The 14,760-nt window shown below is 31.1% G+C and carries 14 protein-coding genes; 9 read left to right on the top strand and 5 right to left on the bottom strand.

The window, feature by feature from the left end:
- The first annotated feature begins 20 nt into the window (after nucleotides 1-20).
- The 3 genes from ACUXZJ_RS15420 (at nucleotide 21) to mtaB (ending at nucleotide 4,196) form a co-directional block, all read left to right on the top strand.
- A complete protein-coding gene (locus ACUXZJ_RS15420) occupies nucleotides 21-1,193 on the top strand; it encodes a GlmU family protein (RefSeq protein WP_063743129.1) in 1,173 nt (390 codons plus the stop codon).
- A 64-nt stretch (nucleotides 1,194-1,257) separates the two neighbouring features.
- A complete protein-coding gene (gene aspA / locus ACUXZJ_RS15415) occupies nucleotides 1,258-2,658 on the top strand; it encodes an aspartate ammonia-lyase (protein ID WP_060382827.1) in 1,401 nt (466 codons plus the stop codon).
- A gap of 215 nt (nucleotides 2,659-2,873) precedes the next feature.
- On the top strand, nucleotides 2,874-4,196 hold the full coding sequence (gene mtaB / locus ACUXZJ_RS15410) for a tRNA (N(6)-L-threonylcarbamoyladenosine(37)-C(2))-methylthiotransferase MtaB (protein ID WP_060382826.1): 1,323 nt from the start codon (nucleotides 2,874-2,876) through the stop codon (nucleotides 4,194-4,196).
- Nucleotides 4,197-4,422: 226 nt separating this feature from the next.
- On the opposite strand, the gene ACUXZJ_RS15405 is transcribed toward mtaB, so the two are convergent.
- Nucleotides 4,423-5,181, bottom strand: coding sequence for a hypothetical protein (locus ACUXZJ_RS15405; protein ID WP_060382825.1), 759 nt, complete (start codon nucleotides 5,179-5,181; stop codon nucleotides 4,423-4,425).
- Between the two features lie 103 nt (nucleotides 5,182-5,284).
- On the opposite strand from ACUXZJ_RS15405, the gene ACUXZJ_RS15400 reads away from it, so the two are divergent.
- From ACUXZJ_RS15400 to ACUXZJ_RS15390, 3 genes are all read left to right on the top strand, one after another.
- Nucleotides 5,285-5,944, top strand: a complete 660-nt coding sequence (locus ACUXZJ_RS15400) for an alpha/beta hydrolase (RefSeq protein ID WP_060382824.1) — start codon at nucleotides 5,285-5,287, stop codon at nucleotides 5,942-5,944.
- A gap of 46 nt (nucleotides 5,945-5,990) precedes the next feature.
- A complete protein-coding gene (locus tag ACUXZJ_RS15395; RefSeq protein ID WP_235588363.1) occupies nucleotides 5,991-6,788 on the top strand; it encodes a lytic transglycosylase domain-containing protein in 798 nt (265 codons plus the stop codon).
- Between the two features lie 86 nt (nucleotides 6,789-6,874).
- On the top strand, nucleotides 6,875-7,243 hold the full coding sequence (locus tag ACUXZJ_RS15390) for a sulfite exporter TauE/SafE family protein (RefSeq protein WP_060382822.1): 369 nt from the start codon (nucleotides 6,875-6,877) through the stop codon (nucleotides 7,241-7,243).
- Between the two features lies 1 nt (nucleotide 7,244).
- Here ACUXZJ_RS15390 and ACUXZJ_RS15385 read toward each other — a convergent pair whose 3' ends face one another.
- Entirely contained in the window at nucleotides 7,245-7,946 is a 702-nt protein-coding gene (locus tag ACUXZJ_RS15385) for a TlpA family protein disulfide reductase (RefSeq protein WP_081078420.1), read from the bottom strand.
- A gap of 148 nt (nucleotides 7,947-8,094) precedes the next feature.
- Complete coding sequence (locus ACUXZJ_RS15380; protein ID WP_063743128.1) at nucleotides 8,095-8,610, bottom strand: hypothetical protein; 516 nt, start codon at nucleotides 8,608-8,610, stop codon at nucleotides 8,095-8,097.
- 207 nt (nucleotides 8,611-8,817) lie between these two features.
- Between ACUXZJ_RS15380 and rpmH the strand changes: the two genes are divergently transcribed.
- The 3 genes from rpmH to ACUXZJ_RS15365 all read left to right on the top strand — a co-directional run bounded on the left by rpmH (nucleotide 8,818) and on the right by ACUXZJ_RS15365 (nucleotide 14,038).
- A complete protein-coding gene (gene rpmH / locus ACUXZJ_RS15375; RefSeq protein ID WP_026979292.1) occupies nucleotides 8,818-8,979 on the top strand; it encodes a 50S ribosomal protein L34 in 162 nt (53 codons plus the stop codon).
- Nucleotides 8,980-9,128: 149 nt separating this feature from the next.
- A complete protein-coding gene (gene carB, locus ACUXZJ_RS15370) occupies nucleotides 9,129-11,984 on the top strand; it encodes a carbamoyl-phosphate synthase large subunit (protein ID WP_060382819.1) in 2,856 nt (951 codons plus the stop codon).
- A 236-nt stretch (nucleotides 11,985-12,220) separates the two neighbouring features.
- Nucleotides 12,221-14,038: a chloride channel protein gene (locus ACUXZJ_RS15365; protein WP_081078419.1), complete on the top strand. Its 1,818-nt coding sequence runs from the start codon at nucleotides 12,221-12,223 to the stop codon at nucleotides 14,036-14,038.
- An 11-nt stretch (nucleotides 14,039-14,049) separates the two neighbouring features.
- Here the strand turns inward: ACUXZJ_RS15365 and ACUXZJ_RS15360 are convergent, their stop codons facing one another.
- On the bottom strand, nucleotides 14,050-14,208 hold the full coding sequence (locus ACUXZJ_RS15360) for a helix-turn-helix domain-containing protein (protein WP_446195431.1): 159 nt from the start codon (nucleotides 14,206-14,208) through the stop codon (nucleotides 14,050-14,052).
- On the bottom strand, nucleotides 14,177-14,737 hold the full coding sequence (locus tag ACUXZJ_RS15355; protein ID WP_446195429.1) for a Crp/Fnr family transcriptional regulator: 561 nt from the start codon (nucleotides 14,735-14,737) through the stop codon (nucleotides 14,177-14,179). Before ACUXZJ_RS15355 ends, ACUXZJ_RS15360 begins: the two co-directional genes overlap by 32 nt.
- Nucleotides 14,738-14,760: the final 23 nt, after the last annotated feature.

Genomic DNA, 14,760 nt, shown 5'->3' with positions numbered 1-14,760 from the left:
CTATAAAATTATAAAAATATATGAACTACATACTTTTTGATGGAAATGTACGCAATGCTTTGCTTCCATTTACTTTTACTCGTCCCGTAGCAGATATTCGAGTAGGAATTTTGACTATTCGTGAAAAATGGGAAAAATTTTTAGGATATACCACTACAACTATTACCGAGGAATACTTATCAGAAAAATATCCTATGGTAGAAATGGAAGAAAATATTATGATTAATGCTTCTTTTTTACCCAACGATGTACTGGTAGAAATGATTAAATCTTTAGAAGAAAATCAAGCCCTTTTTTATAAAGATGAAGTAGTTGCTTTTTATAGTAAAGAAAATCAAGAAGTAGATTTTGATACATTTGAAATAATAGAATGCACAGTTGATTGTATTACAATTGAACATACATGGGATATTTTTGCTAAAAACGATATAGCGCTTCGTGAAGATTTTGAATTAATTACAGAAGGAAGAACCTCACAACCAATTCCTAAATCGGTGAATGTAATTGCTCCTGAAAATATTTTTATAGAAGAAGGTGCTAAGCTAGAATTTGTAACCCTAAATGCTTCTACGGGACCAATTTATATTGGTAAAAACTCAGAAATAATGGAAGGATCTGTTATACGCGGTCCTTTTGCTTTATGTGAAGAAGCACAAGTAAAATTAGCAACCAAAATTTATGGAGCTACTACGGTTGGTCCTCACAGTAGAGTAGGAGGAGAAATTAATAACTCGGTTTTATTTGCTTATTCTAATAAAGGACACGATGGTTTTTTAGGAAATTCAGTATTAGGAGAATGGTGTAATATAGGAGCAGATAGTAATAACTCTAATTTAAAAAATAATTATGAAGAAGTAAAACTTTGGAGTTATGAAACAGAAACTTTTGCCCGTACAGGACTTCAATTTTGTGGTTTAATGATGGGAGACCATAGTAAATGTGGAATTAATACCATGTTTAATACAGGTACCGTTGTAGGTGTTTCTGCTAATATTTTTGGTGCTGGATTTCCTCGTAATTTTGTACCTAGTTTTTCTTGGGGAGGCGCTTCTGGGTTTACCACCTATCTTACCGCAAAAGCCTTTCAAACCGCTAAAATTGTAATGTCAAGACGTAATATTGAATTTTCAGAACAAGATGTTAAAATTTTAGAACACGTTTTCGAAGAAACTAAAAAATATAGAAAAGAATAACCAAAAAATAAATTAAAATAAGAAACCGCGAGTGTAAATTCGTGGTTTTTTAGCTTTGAAAAAAATGTATAGAATAGAAAATGATTTATTAGGTGATTTACAAGTTCCTGTAAATGCCTATTACGGAGTGCAAACACAACGCGCCATTGAAAATTTTAATATTTCAGGAGTACGATTGTATCAATTTCCCGAATTTATAAAAGGACTTGCCTATGTAAAATGGGCAGCAGCCGAAACAAATTTTGATTTAGGGTTACTTGAAGAACCAATAAAAAATGCTATCGTACAGGCCTCCAAAGAAGTGATTGAAGGAAAGTTTGATCGCGAATTTCCAGTTGATATGATTCAAGGAGGAGCAGGAACTTCAACAAACATGAATATTAACGAAGTTTTAGCCAATAGAGCTCTAGAAATCATGGGATATGAAAAAGGGCAGTATCAGTTTTGCTCACCTAATGACCATGTAAATTTATCGCAATCTACAAATGATGCGTATCCAACCGCTATAAAAATTGGAGCTATACGCTCTAATATGAATCTAATTTCGCATTTAAAACAATTAATAACATCTTTTAGGAAAAAAGGAGAAGAGTTTAAACATGTTTTAAAAATGGGACGCACCCAGTTACAAGATGCAGTTCCAATGACTTTAGGTCAAGAATTTGAAGCTTTTGCAGCTACTTTAGAAGAAGAAATAGATCGACTAACACAAAACTCAAATCTTTTTTTAGAAATTAATATGGGAGCAACTGCCATTGGTACAGGACTAAATGCACCCATAGGATATGCTCAGTTATGTGCGGAAAAATTAGCGATAATTACAGGTTTAGCTATAGTATCAGCTCCAAACTTAATTGAAGCAACACCAGATACAGGATCCTACGTAATTTATTCTTCCGCTTTAAAACGTATGGCAATCAAAATGTCAAAAATATGTAACGATTTACGATTGTTATCATCGGGACCTCGTTGTGGACTAAACGAAATCAATTTGCCTCCCATGCAGCCAGGTTCTTCTATCATGCCTGGGAAAGTAAATCCTGTTATCCCAGAAGTAATGAATCAGGTTTGTTTTCGCGTTATAGGAAATGATTTAACCGTTACTATGGCAGCTGAAGCAGGACAATTACAACTAAACGTTATGGAGCCAGTACTCATTTATGCTATTCTTGAATCCATGCAATTAATGAGTCAAGCCATGGATACCCTAAGAGAAAAATGTATTAATGGTATAACCGCCAATGAAGAACATTGCCGTGAAATGGTATTACATAGTATAGGTATCGTAACCGCTCTAAATCCTTATATAGGCTATAAGAACAGTACTAAAATAGCCAAAGAAGCACTAGAAACAGGCAAAAGTGTATACAATTTAGTCCTAGAACACAACATCCTTTCGAAAGAGCAGCTAGACGATATTTTAAATCCAGAAAATATGTTAGCCCCAAAAGCCTTTCATAAATAAAAAAAATACCGATTTTACGAAAAAAAAGTAAATATAAAATTACTGTTTAAAGCGATTTTTTAGAATTTCAGAATGTAAAATCGGTGTTTTTCTTTTAATTAAGAATAGTAATAAATTAGTAAGGAGTGAATAAACTACTATTTTTTTAACCAAAAAATCTAGTTAAATTTGCCTTCTCAATTTTTGACAACGATTTCATCGATTGAGAATAAATTATGGAAAACAAAAAAAAAGTAGCGTTTTATACGCTGGGATGTAAATTAAACTTCTCTGAAACATCCACCATTGCACGAAATTTTCATGAGGAAGGTTTTGATCGCGTAGATTTTGAAGAAATAGCAGATATCTATGTAATTAATACTTGCTCCGTTACGGATAATGCAGATAAACAATTCAAGCAGATTGTAAAAAAAGCAATGAAGCTTAACGAAAAAGCCTTTGTAGCTGCGGTAGGTTGTTACGCACAGTTAAAACCCGAAGAATTAGCAGCTGTAGATGGTGTTGATTTAGTTTTAGGGGCTACCGAAAAATTTAAGATAACAGATTATTTGAATGATCTTTCTAAAAATGATTTAGGCGAAGTACATTCATGCGAAATAGAGGAAGCAGATTTTTATGTAGGAAGTTATTCTATAGGCGATAGAACCCGTGCTTTTTTGAAAGTCCAAGATGGATGTGATTATAAATGTACCTATTGTACAATTCCGTTAGCCAGAGGAATTTCTCGTAGCGATACCATGGAAAATGTAATGAAAAATGCTCAAGAAATTTCTAAAAAAGGAATTAAAGAAATTGTATTAACAGGCGTGAATATTGGAGATTATGGAAAAGGAGAGTTTGGAAATAAAAAACACGAACACACTTTTCTAGAGTTAGTTCAAGCCTTAGATAAGTTAGAAGGTATCGAAAGATTGCGTATATCCTCAATAGAACCCAATCTATTGAAAAATGAAACCATTAATTTCGTTTCACAAAGCAGAACCTTTGTTCCTCATTTCCATATTCCGTTACAATCAGGTTCTAATACAATATTAAAACGCATGAAACGTCGTTATTTGCGCGAGTTATACTCAGATCGAGTTACTAAAATACGAGAAGTAATGCCTCATGCCTGCATTGGTGTAGATGTTATTGTTGGTTTTCCAGGAGAAACAGACGAACTATTCTTAGAAACATATAATTTTTTACATAATTTAGATATTTCATATCTTCATGTATTTACCTATTCAGAAAGAGATAATACAGAAGCCGCAGAAATGGAAGGAGTAGTGCCTGGAAATATACGAGCCAAACGCTCAAAAATGTTACGTGGTTTGTCTGTAAAAAAACGCCGCGCCTTTTACGAGAGTCAAATAGGAACTAATAGAACAGTTCTTTTTGAAGGAGAAAATAAAGAAGGGTATATTCACGGATTTACAGAGAATTATGTAAAAGTAAAAACACCATGGAATCCAGAATTAGTTAATTCATTACATGAAGTTAGCTTGTCTAAAATAGATGAAGACGGAAGTGTAAGGATAGAATTTGTGAAAGACTAGTCCTTCTTTTTTTTATAATTCATAAAATAAGATGTCTAAAAAGTTATATTTCCATATTTGGTTTTATCTCAAAAGCAGTTAGAATGACATACATCGTCAGTGATTTTCGTGATTTTTTGCAGGTTCCTTCATTCAAATCAATAAAAAGTAGATTTGAGCGAAGGAACTTAATAAAATAAATTATTGTAATAAAATCTCTTTAGATAATTTTCTTTTATGTAGAACGTTAAAATTCAGCAATGAAATCATGTAACGGTTTAAGTGAAATTTCAGTTCCCGTTTCGCCATTCTCAATATAATCAAAAGGATTGTCTAAATCTTTAATTAAAAAAAGCATATACCAAATTAAGAAGGTAATAAGTATAGTAAGAAACATGGCAGCTAAAAAAGGCTCTATCTGAATAATAATTAACCCAATTGAAGTTAAGAAAGCCATAGCCTCAACAATAGCATAAGCAGAAACAGCGAAATCAGTATCACGTATTGTATCCATTCTCATAATAACTTTACGTAATTGATTTTGTTCGTTTTTCATTTTTATGATATAATTAGCCTGAATTTCTTCTCTTTCAAGATTAACCAAATGATCATTAATAGAGCTAATATAGGCTAAAAGAGAAGAAGTGCTTTCTGATTTATAAAACCATTTTTTAATAAAGATAGGGAGCTCTTTTTGGTATTCTAAAAAAAAAATAGCGGCTTCTGAATTTTTAGATTTAATAATTGTAAGTGTATCATCTTGCAAAGTACGCATAGAACAGACTAATTCAGTAGGTAATTTCTCACTCTCTTTGTAGTCAGACAACACACCACTAATTAGAAAACCAATTAGAAAAATAGTACCAGCAACTAAACTAGTAAAAAGAGCATTGAGTTCCATTAGTTCAAAATTATAGTAATGACTCAGTAATTTAAAAATTCCAACAATCAAAATAATAGGGAAAATTTTAAAAGCAATTTTCCACTTAAGAGTTAAATTTTTCATTTTTATTTTTTTTGCAATTTTAAAGAAAAAGTTTTTTTCATGCTACTGTTTTACGGCCAGAATAAATAATTAATTTAGTCGAAAAAATAATAAAAATAAAAGAATGTCTAAGTTGCAAGTATATTTTATGCCAGGAATGGCTGCCAGTTCAAAAATATTTGAACGGATTCAGTTACCTAAAGAATTTTTTGATACGTATTTTTTAGAGTGGGAAATGCCTCAAAAAAACGAAACACTTAAAAATTATGCTCAAAGAATGTCGAAAAAAGTATCAGGAGAAGATATTGTTTTAATAGGGGTTTCCTTTGGGGGCATTTTAGTGCAAGAAATGGCGCAATTTATAAATCCTAAAAAGGTAATCATTATTTCAAGTGTAAAAAGTAATGAAGAATTACCTAAAAGGATGAAAATAGCAAAGAGAACTAAGTTGTATAAAATATTGCCCACAGGTTTAGCCAAAAATATAGAAACCTTGGCGAAATACGTTTTTGGAAAAGGAATTGTAAAACAAAGAATAGAATTATACAAAAAATTTATGACACGTACTGAAAAAGAGTACTTAGATTGGGCTATAGAACAAGTAGTATGTTGGGAAAGAAACGAACCTGATTTAAAAGTAATTCATATTCAGGGAGATGCAGATGAGGTTTTTCCTGTGAAAAATATAGAAAAATATATAAATGTTAAAGGGGGGACCCATATTATGATTTTAAATAAATACAAATGGTTAAATGAAAATTTACCTAAATTAATAAAGGAATAAAATGAAGTTGAGAAATATTGTTTTTTTTATTTTATGTGTTGGCTTTATGTTAGTAAGTTGGAAAAATAATCATCTTTTTCCAATAAAAATTGATTTTTGTGGAGAAGAAGTGCCTCTTAATATACCTGATGTGCGTGAAAGATTAGATCGAGAATTAGTTATTAATGAATATATGCACGGTTCTACCATAATGATCATCAAACGGGCATATCGTTTTTTTCCTATTATCGAACCTATTCTGATTAAAAATAATATACCCGATGATTTTAAATATTTAGCTGTTATAGAAAGTTCTTTAACGAATGCTACTTCTCCTTCAGGAGCAAAAGGATTTTGGCAATTTATGCCTCAAACAGCTAAAGAAAAAGGAATGGAAATAACAGAAGGAGTTGATGAACGTTATCATTTAGAAAAGGCTACACAAGCAGCTTGTGAATATTTGTTAAAAGCAAAAGAGAAATTTGGTTCTTGGACTTTAGCGGCTGCCTCTTATAATGGAGGAATGAATGGTTTGCAAAAAGCTATTAATCAACAATTCGTTACGAATTACTATGATTTGTTGCTTACAGATGAAACATTCCGATATGTATTTAGAATTTTAGCACTAAAAGAAATTATGAAAAACCCAAAACAATATGGGTTTGAATTAAATGAGGAGGAGTTGTACAAACCGTTAAAAATAAAAAAGATAGAAGTAGATAGTACAATTACAGATTTGGCTAAATTTGCTAAAAGCCAAGGAGTTAATTATAAAGAATTAAAATTAATGAACCCTTGGTTACGAGATGTAAAACTTGATAATCCTAATAAGAAAAAATATATTTTAGATTTACCTGTTAAATAAAAATATAATTTTATTAGTTAGTCGGGTAGGTATTAGTGAGTAAAAAGAGATCGGATTTAGGGTATAATAGATAAAAATATGAGTGTATGAATACAATTACGATAATTGTTTTGATTATTACAGGGTTATTAGCAGGTATGCTAAGTGGCTTAGTAGGAGTAGGAGGAGGAATTATAATGGTGCCTATGATGGTTTTTATTTTAGGTTTTTCACAACACCAAGCCCAAGGAACTAGTTTGGCTGTATTAGTAGTGCCAGTCACGGCTTTGGCTGTGTTTAATTATTATAAAGAAGGATATATTAATTGGAAGTATGCTGGAGTAATAGCTTTATTTTTTGTTGTAGGGAGTTATGCTGGGAGTAAGTTGGCTGTTAATTTAGATCAAAAAATGCTGAAAAAAGTTTTCAGCATTATATTAATTGTTATAGGAAGTAAGATGTTCTTTGAAAAATAAGCTAATTAGAATCTGAAATTTGACTTTTATTTATTTTTTTTTCAATAATGATAGATTTTAGACCTAGGTTAAAGGTTTCATAGTTCATACTTAAAGCGGTTGCAAAACTTGAATTAGGTAAAGGATGCGCGCCTCCTCGTTTGATGTCAATGACTTTTAATTTTTCGTCTAAAAAATAAGAAGTAGGAAATCCTAAAGTATGTTTTAAATGAGCTACTATGGGGGCATCGTTCTTGTAAGATTCATTGGCGTAGCAAACCTCTATGTTATTGTTGAACTTTCGAGCTATTTCTTTGATGTTTTTTCGTTTATCCCAAAATAATAAGATGAATTTAATGTCCTTAGCATGCTTTTCTGCTAGTTTATTTAAAGCCTGGAACTCTCCTTTGCTAGGGACACACCAAGAGGCATAAGTAAGAATAAAGATAGGTTTTTGAATACTACTTAATTGGAGTTTTCTTTTTTCAAATGTTTTGAATGTATAATCTTCGAAATGTGTTCCTTTAAGATGAAACTGAACTAAAGAGTCAAATAATATTTTAGAAGTATTTACATCATTTCGTTCATAAGCATAATTTATTTTTTGATTATACTTTGCTAAATGAGCTCTTAATGCGTCAGGAAAACTTGTAGTTATCACCTTGTCTTGGCAAAAACTATAAATGGAGTATAACGCAACTATTGAGAAATATAACTTTTTCATGTTTATTATTTGCTGCGAAGATAAACGGCTCACTCTTAATGAAATAAAAAATCCGACTAACAGTCTTTTTTTTCGATTATCTACCCTAAATGTAGTAAAAAACCGCACTAGTTAGGTGCGGTTTTTTAAATTTTAACATATTTTGTAGTTAAATTCTTTTTAGTTGTTCTTTCATCATGTTTATCTGATCTTTTAGCATATTGTGTTTGTCTAACTTTTTAGCTTCATTTAAAAGTGTCGTAGCTTCTATTTTTCTCCTTTTAGATAACGCAATTCCTGCTAGATTTAATTTAGCAAGTGCTAAGTCCTGATCCATAGATAAACCTAATGAGATAGCTTTTTTGAAAAACTTTTCGGCTTGATTTAAGTTTGTTTGAGATACCATTAATCCATTCAAGTAATTGTAATAACCTTGTTGTTTTTGTATCAATGCCGTTTCAGGATTCTTAATTTTGTCTAACCAGTTTTTAGCTCCAGCAAAATCCTGATTTCTTAATTTTAAGAATGCAAGTAAAATGTACTCGTTACGAAAATATAAAAAGATAGGGATTATGGAAAGTAAAAATAAAAAAATGCCATTGCCAATGTTATTTTCTATAAATTGCCAAATTCCTGTTACAACCAGCAAAGCTGCTAATACTAATTTGATATTTCTGTGAAACATATTAATTCCTTTTAATGTGGTGCAAATATAGAAAAGTTATACTAAGAAATAAAGGGAAGTTTTAGAGTCATCTAATAAAATTTGGTTATTTTTTTGTATTATTTTAAAAAAGGATTTGCAGAAATAAAAAATGATTGTATATTTGCACTCGGTTTTTAGAAGACCAAATAACTAGATAAATATACAGGATTTTAAAGATAAAAAGCTATGAGTAAGAGAACATTTCAACCATCGAAAAGAAAAAGAAGAAATAAACACGGATTTATGGAAAGAATGGCTTCTGCAAACGGAAGAAAAGTTCTTGCTCGTCGTCGTGCTAAAGGAAGACATAAGTTAACCGTTTCTTCTGAACCAAGACATAAAAAATAATGATTGTTCAACAATCTATACTAAGGCGTTACTTTTATTGGTAACGCCTTTTTTTTAAAAAATAATTTAGAAAGCACCTTTCTAAATTATTTGAAAAATAAAAAAGAATACACTAATACCGCTCGTTAACAGCATAAACAACACACAAAATGCCAAAAGACAACTCTATTAAATCGGTTTTAATTATTGGGTCAGGACCTATTATCATTGGTCAAGCTTGTGAATTTGATTATTCAGGTTCTCAATCTGCCCGTTCATTAAGAGAAGAAGGAATTGAAGTAATTTTAATCAATTCTAATCCCGCAACTATTATGACGGATCCTTCTATGGCAGATCATATTTATCTTAAACCGCTAACAACAAAATCAATTATCGAAATTCTTAAAGCACACCCGCAAATTGATGCAGTACTTCCAACTATGGGGGGACAAACAGCTTTAAATTTATGTTTAGAAGCAGAAGATAAAGGTATTTGGAAAGATTTTGGTGTAAAATTAATTGGGGTAGATGTAAATGCTATCAATATTACCGAAGATAGAGATCAATTTAAAGATTTGTTAAATAAAATAGGGATTCCACAAGCACCAGCTAAAACAGCTAATTCTTTCTTAAAAGGAAAAGAAATTGCACAAGAATTTGGTTTTCCATTAGTAATCCGTCCTTCGTTTACATTAGGAGGAACAGGAGCTGCTTTCGTTCATAAAAAGGAAGATTTTGATGCTTTATTAACTCGTGGTTTAGAGGCTTCACCTATACATGAAGTACTAATTGATAAAGCTCTTTTAGGATGGAAAGAATACGAATTAGAATTATTACGCGATAAAAACGATAACGTTGTAATTATTTGTACTATCGAAAATATGGATCCTATGGGAATCCATACAGGAGATAGTATTACAGTAGCACCGGCCATGACATTGTCCGATACAACTTTCCAAAAAATGCGTGATATGGCAATGCACATGATGCGTAGCATTGGTAACTTTGCGGGGGGGTGTAACGTCCAGTTTGCCGTTTCTCCAGATGAAAAAGAAGATATTGTTGCCATTGAAATTAATCCTCGTGTATCTCGCTCATCAGCATTAGCTTCAAAAGCAACAGGGTATCCAATTGCAAAAATTGCTACTAAATTAGCTTTAGGCTATACGTTAGATGAATTACAAAATCAAATTACAAAATCAACTTCAGCTCTATTTGAACCCACATTAGATTATGTCATTGTAAAAATTCCTCGTTGGAATTTTGATAAATTTGAAGGATCAGACAGAACATTAGGTTTACAGATGAAATCCGTTGGGGAAGTAATGGGGATTGGGCGTTCTTTTCAGGAAGCATTGCACAAAGCCACACAATCTTTAGAGATTAAGCGTAATGGCTTAGGAGCAGATGGTAAAGGATATAAAAATTATGAACAAATTATAGAAAAACTCACCCATGCAAGTTGGGATCGTGTATTTGTTATATACGACGCAATTGCTATGGGAATTCCATTATCAAGAATTCATGAAATCACAAAAATAGATATGTGGTTCTTGAAAGAATACGAAGGTTTGTATTTATTAGAAAAAGAAATTTCTAAATACAAATTAGATACTTTGCCAAAAGAACTATTACTTGAAGCAAAACAAAAAGGATACGGTGATCGCCAAATAGCACACATGTTAGGTTGTTTAGAAAGTCAAGTACATACACTAAGAGAAGAAATGAATATTCAACGTGTGTACAAGTTAGTAGATACATGTGCAGCTGAATTTAAAGCACAAACACCTTATTATTATTCTACTTTTGAAGCAGAGATAGAAAAAGCAGATGGTACAAAATATGTACATAACGAAAGTGTAGTTTCTGATAAGAAAAAAATTGTAGTTTTAGGTTCAGGACCTAACCGAATTGGACAAGGTATTGAATTTGACTATTCTTGTGTACACGGTGTTTTAGCCGCTAAAGAATGCGGGTATGAAACTATTATGATTAATTGTAATCCAGAAACAGTTTCTACAGATTTTGATACAGCTGATAAATTATATTTTGAGCCTGTGTTTTGGGAACATATTTATGATATTATTCGTCATGAAAAACCAGAAGGCGTAATTGTGCAATTAGGTGGACAAACCGCTCTAAAATTAGCTGAAAAATTAAGTAAATATGGTGTTAAAATAATAGGAACAAGTTTTGACGCATTAGATTTAGCTGAAGATAGAGGACGCTTTTCAGAATTATTAACGGACTTAGAGATACCATTCCCTAGGTTTGGAGTAGCAGAAAATGCTGAAGAAGCAGTCAAATTAGCAGATGAATTAGATTTTCCATTATTAGTACGTCCTTCGTATGTATTAGGAGGACAAGGGATGAAGATTGTAATCAATAAGCAAGAACTAGAAGAACACGTTATTGAAATCTTAAAACATATTCCAAATAACAAATTGTTGTTAGACCATTATTTAGATGGCGCTATAGAAGCAGAAGCCGATGCTATTTGTGATGCAGATGGAAATGTGTACATAATAGGAATTATGGAACACATTGAGCCTTGTGGAGTGCATTCAGGGGATAGTAATGCAACTTTACCGCCGTTTAATTTAGGTGAGTTTGTAATGCAGCAAATAAAAGATCATACTGAAAAAATAGCAAAAGCATTAAAAACAGTAGGTTTGATAAATATTCAGTTTGCTATAAAAGAAGATACCGTTTATATTATAGAAGCTAATCCAAGAGCATCGCGTACCGTACCATTTATAGCAAAAGCTTATGGTGAACCTTATGTAAACTATGCTACTAAAGTCATGTTAGGTGATAAAAAAGTGACGGATTTTGCATTCAATCCCAAACTTAACGGTTTTGCTATTAAACAACCTGTATTTTCATTCAATAAGTTTCCAGGAGTTAATAAAGCATTAGGTCCCGAAATGAAATCAACAGGAGAAAGTATCTTATTTATTGATGATTTAAAGGACGATCAGTTTTACGAATTATACTCTAGAAGAAAAATGTATTTAACAAAATAAAATTTTAAGAAAGCTGTCCAAAAAACAATATTTAAAAATATAGTCTATACTTTAACAATTCAATAAGTAGAATCCTTTAGCGTTATACTATTTACTTTTTAATCATTTATAAAAGCTTATTTAGGTAGAATAGAGGGAGAAAGACTCAATAAAATTAAATGACTTTTGGGGCAGCTTGCTTTTTATTAAATGTTTTGCTTATTATTATTTATATTTGGCATACTATAAACTAAATTATGCCAAGGAGAATTTCAGCTAAAATCCAACTTCTTTTCAGAACCCTTTTTGCTCGTTTAGAATATTTCTTTTTTAAAGCAAAAGAAATGCTTTCTGAACGCAATTTTTTATATTTATCCAGTGTAGCGATAGCAATTTCAGTTTCTTTGGCTGTAATTTTTCTTAAAACCTTTGCTCACAAAGTTTTTATTTGGGCTAATCTTCTTAATAAATACTTAAAATTACCCTACCCTAATAGTATGTTGCCTATTATTGGTTTGATTTTAACAGTTTTTGTAATCAAACGATTTTTGGGAGGAAGTATAGAAAAAGGAAGTGCAAAAATTTTGCATTCTATTGCAAAAAAAGGAGGAATTGTACCTAGAAAGCAAATGTATGCTCAAATTATGACCAGTTCTTTAACAGTTGGATTAGGAGGATCAGCAGGACTAGAAAGTCCGATTGTTATTACAGGGGCTGCATTTGGATCTAATTATGCACAAAAATACTCTTTGTCCAAAAATAATAGAATATTATTATTAGCCTGTGGAGTAGCAGCTGGTATAGGCGCAGCATTTAATGCCCCTATTGCGGGAGTCCTTTTTACTATTGAAGTTATATTGGCAGACATTTCCATTTCTGCGTTTATTCCTATTATGATTTCAGCTGCAACGGGGGCTTTGGTAAGTAAAATAGTTATTAGTGGTGAGGTTATTTTGAGTTTCCAAAAAGTACAAGCATTTAATTTTTCAAATACGTTTTTTTATATTTTATTAGGAGTATTGGCAGGTTTAGTTTCTGTTTATCATGCCCGCACATTTAGGAAAATAGAACATTTTTTTAACCACTTTTCAGAACGAATTTATGCAAAAGCTATTTTTGGAGCATTAATTTTAGCGGTTTTAATTTTCTTTTTTCCAACCTTATTCGGAGAAGGATATGAAAGTATAAAAATTTTATCTACATCACATCCTGAAATACTCTTAGAAAATACCTTATTAGAGTGTGTTAAAAATGAAAAATGGGTTCTGATTCTTTTTATCGGAGTTATTGTGTTTATAAAATCTATAGCCACAGGAATTACTTTAGGAAGCGGAGGCAATGGAGGTAATTTTGCTCCATCATTATTTGTGGGATCTTATTTAGGGTTTGTAGTAGCCAAAACAATCAATATATTAGGGATTTCTCAATTACCTGTAACAAATTTTACGATAGTGGGAATGGCAGGTATACTTAGTGGACTGTTTCATGCTCCTCTTACAGCTATCTTTCTGATTGGCGAAATTACAGGAGGATACGACTTAATGATTCCTCTAATGATTGTCTCTTCTGTCAGTTATGCGGTTTCTAAGCGTTTTGAAGAACATTCTATGGATGTAAAAATGTTAGCTAACTCAGGAGATGTTTTTACAAGCAATAAAGATAAAAATGTACTACAAAGTATCGAAGTACAAAAGTTGATAAATGTAAAAGCTGAAACACTATCGCCAGAAGATTTGTTGGATAAAATCATAGAAATAATATCGGATAGTAAACAAACCATTTTTCCAGTTCTAAATAAAGAACAAAAGGTAATAGGAATTGTGTATTATGATCTTGTAAAAAAAATCTTATTCAATTCTTTTCAGGTTAAATTTACAAAAGTACAAGAAATAATGTCAAGTGATTTTTTAGTAATTGATATTAATGAAGACATTGACGAAATAATGAATAAATTAGATAGTAAGGAAATAGAGAGTATTGTTGTGCTAAAGAATAATACATTTTATGGAATTTTAGATAAAATTAAAATTTTAGAAAATTATAGGTTGACTTTTAAAAATTTGTTGATTAATTAAGGAAATTTCAATCAAAATCCTTCTGACAGAATTGAAAGTAATTTGATATTAATGATTTTTATTGTTCTGCTATGGTTGATTAAAATACCTTCAGATTCAAAAAAGCTAATTACTCTAACGACCGTTTCTTCAGATGTTTCAGAGTATTTGGCTATGTCTGATTTTGTCATAAGATATTTCATATTCTTCCTTTTCTGTCCTATACTTTTCATCTAAAATGAGCAAAATTAAAGCAATTTTTTCTTTTGCTGATTTATGAGAAAGTGAAGTAATCAAATTAATCCAAACATTAAATTCGAAACTTAAAATTTGAACCAAGTTAAATGAAAGATTAGGCGATTTTTTAGTAATTTCAATGAATTTATTTCCTTCATAAACTTCTACTTGACTGTCTTCTAGTAGAATAGCAGTCACAGGATGCTTTTCATTACTCAATAACGGTCTAAATCCAAAGAACTCCCCCTCAACGAAGATATATACAATTCTAGTTTTTCCATCTTGATTAAGTTGCTCTATCTTTACTTTTCCTTTTATTAATCTATATACAGCTTTAGCTTCTGTACCTTCTTCGTAAAGAATATTTCCTTTGAAATGGTTTTCAATTGATTTATTGGCTTCTAATTCTTGTAAAAATTTAGGTTTCACATCTTTAAGAAGTTCATGACTCCTAAAGGTATACTTTGTTATATCAAAACTCATGAAAAATAGTTTTATTTAAATAT

Source organism: Flavobacterium sp. TN-1 (assembly GCF_052828645.1).
Note: the sequence above shows the minus strand (reverse complement) of the source record. Positions and strands in the feature narration are given on the sequence as shown.

Coding starts and splice junctions, on each gene's coding strand:
- ACUXZJ_RS15420 (WP_063743129.1), top strand. CDS start 21: ATGAACTACATACTTTTTGATGGAAATGTACGCAATGCTTTGCTTCCA.
- aspA (WP_060382827.1), top strand. CDS start 1,258: ATGTATAGAATAGAAAATGATTTATTAGGTGATTTACAAGTTCCTGTA.
- mtaB (WP_060382826.1), top strand. CDS start 2,874: ATGGAAAACAAAAAAAAAGTAGCGTTTTATACGCTGGGATGTAAATTA.
- ACUXZJ_RS15405 (WP_060382825.1), bottom strand. CDS start 5,181: ATGAAAAATTTAACTCTTAAGTGGAAAATTGCTTTTAAAATTTTCCCT.
- ACUXZJ_RS15400 (WP_060382824.1), top strand. CDS start 5,285: ATGTCTAAGTTGCAAGTATATTTTATGCCAGGAATGGCTGCCAGTTCA.
- ACUXZJ_RS15395 (WP_235588363.1), top strand. CDS start 5,991: ATGTTAGTAAGTTGGAAAAATAATCATCTTTTTCCAATAAAAATTGAT.
- ACUXZJ_RS15390 (WP_060382822.1), top strand. CDS start 6,875: ATGAATACAATTACGATAATTGTTTTGATTATTACAGGGTTATTAGCA.
- ACUXZJ_RS15385 (WP_081078420.1), bottom strand. CDS start 7,946: ATGAAAAAGTTATATTTCTCAATAGTTGCGTTATACTCCATTTATAGT.
- ACUXZJ_RS15380 (WP_063743128.1), bottom strand. CDS start 8,610: ATGTTTCACAGAAATATCAAATTAGTATTAGCAGCTTTGCTGGTTGTA.
- rpmH (WP_026979292.1), top strand. CDS start 8,818: ATGAGTAAGAGAACATTTCAACCATCGAAAAGAAAAAGAAGAAATAAA.
- carB (WP_060382819.1), top strand. CDS start 9,129: ATGCCAAAAGACAACTCTATTAAATCGGTTTTAATTATTGGGTCAGGA.
- ACUXZJ_RS15365 (WP_081078419.1), top strand. CDS start 12,221: ATGCCAAGGAGAATTTCAGCTAAAATCCAACTTCTTTTCAGAACCCTT.
- ACUXZJ_RS15360 (WP_446195431.1), bottom strand. CDS start 14,208: ATGACAAAATCAGACATAGCCAAATACTCTGAAACATCTGAAGAAACG.
- ACUXZJ_RS15355 (WP_446195429.1), bottom strand. CDS start 14,737: ATGAGTTTTGATATAACAAAGTATACCTTTAGGAGTCATGAACTTCTT.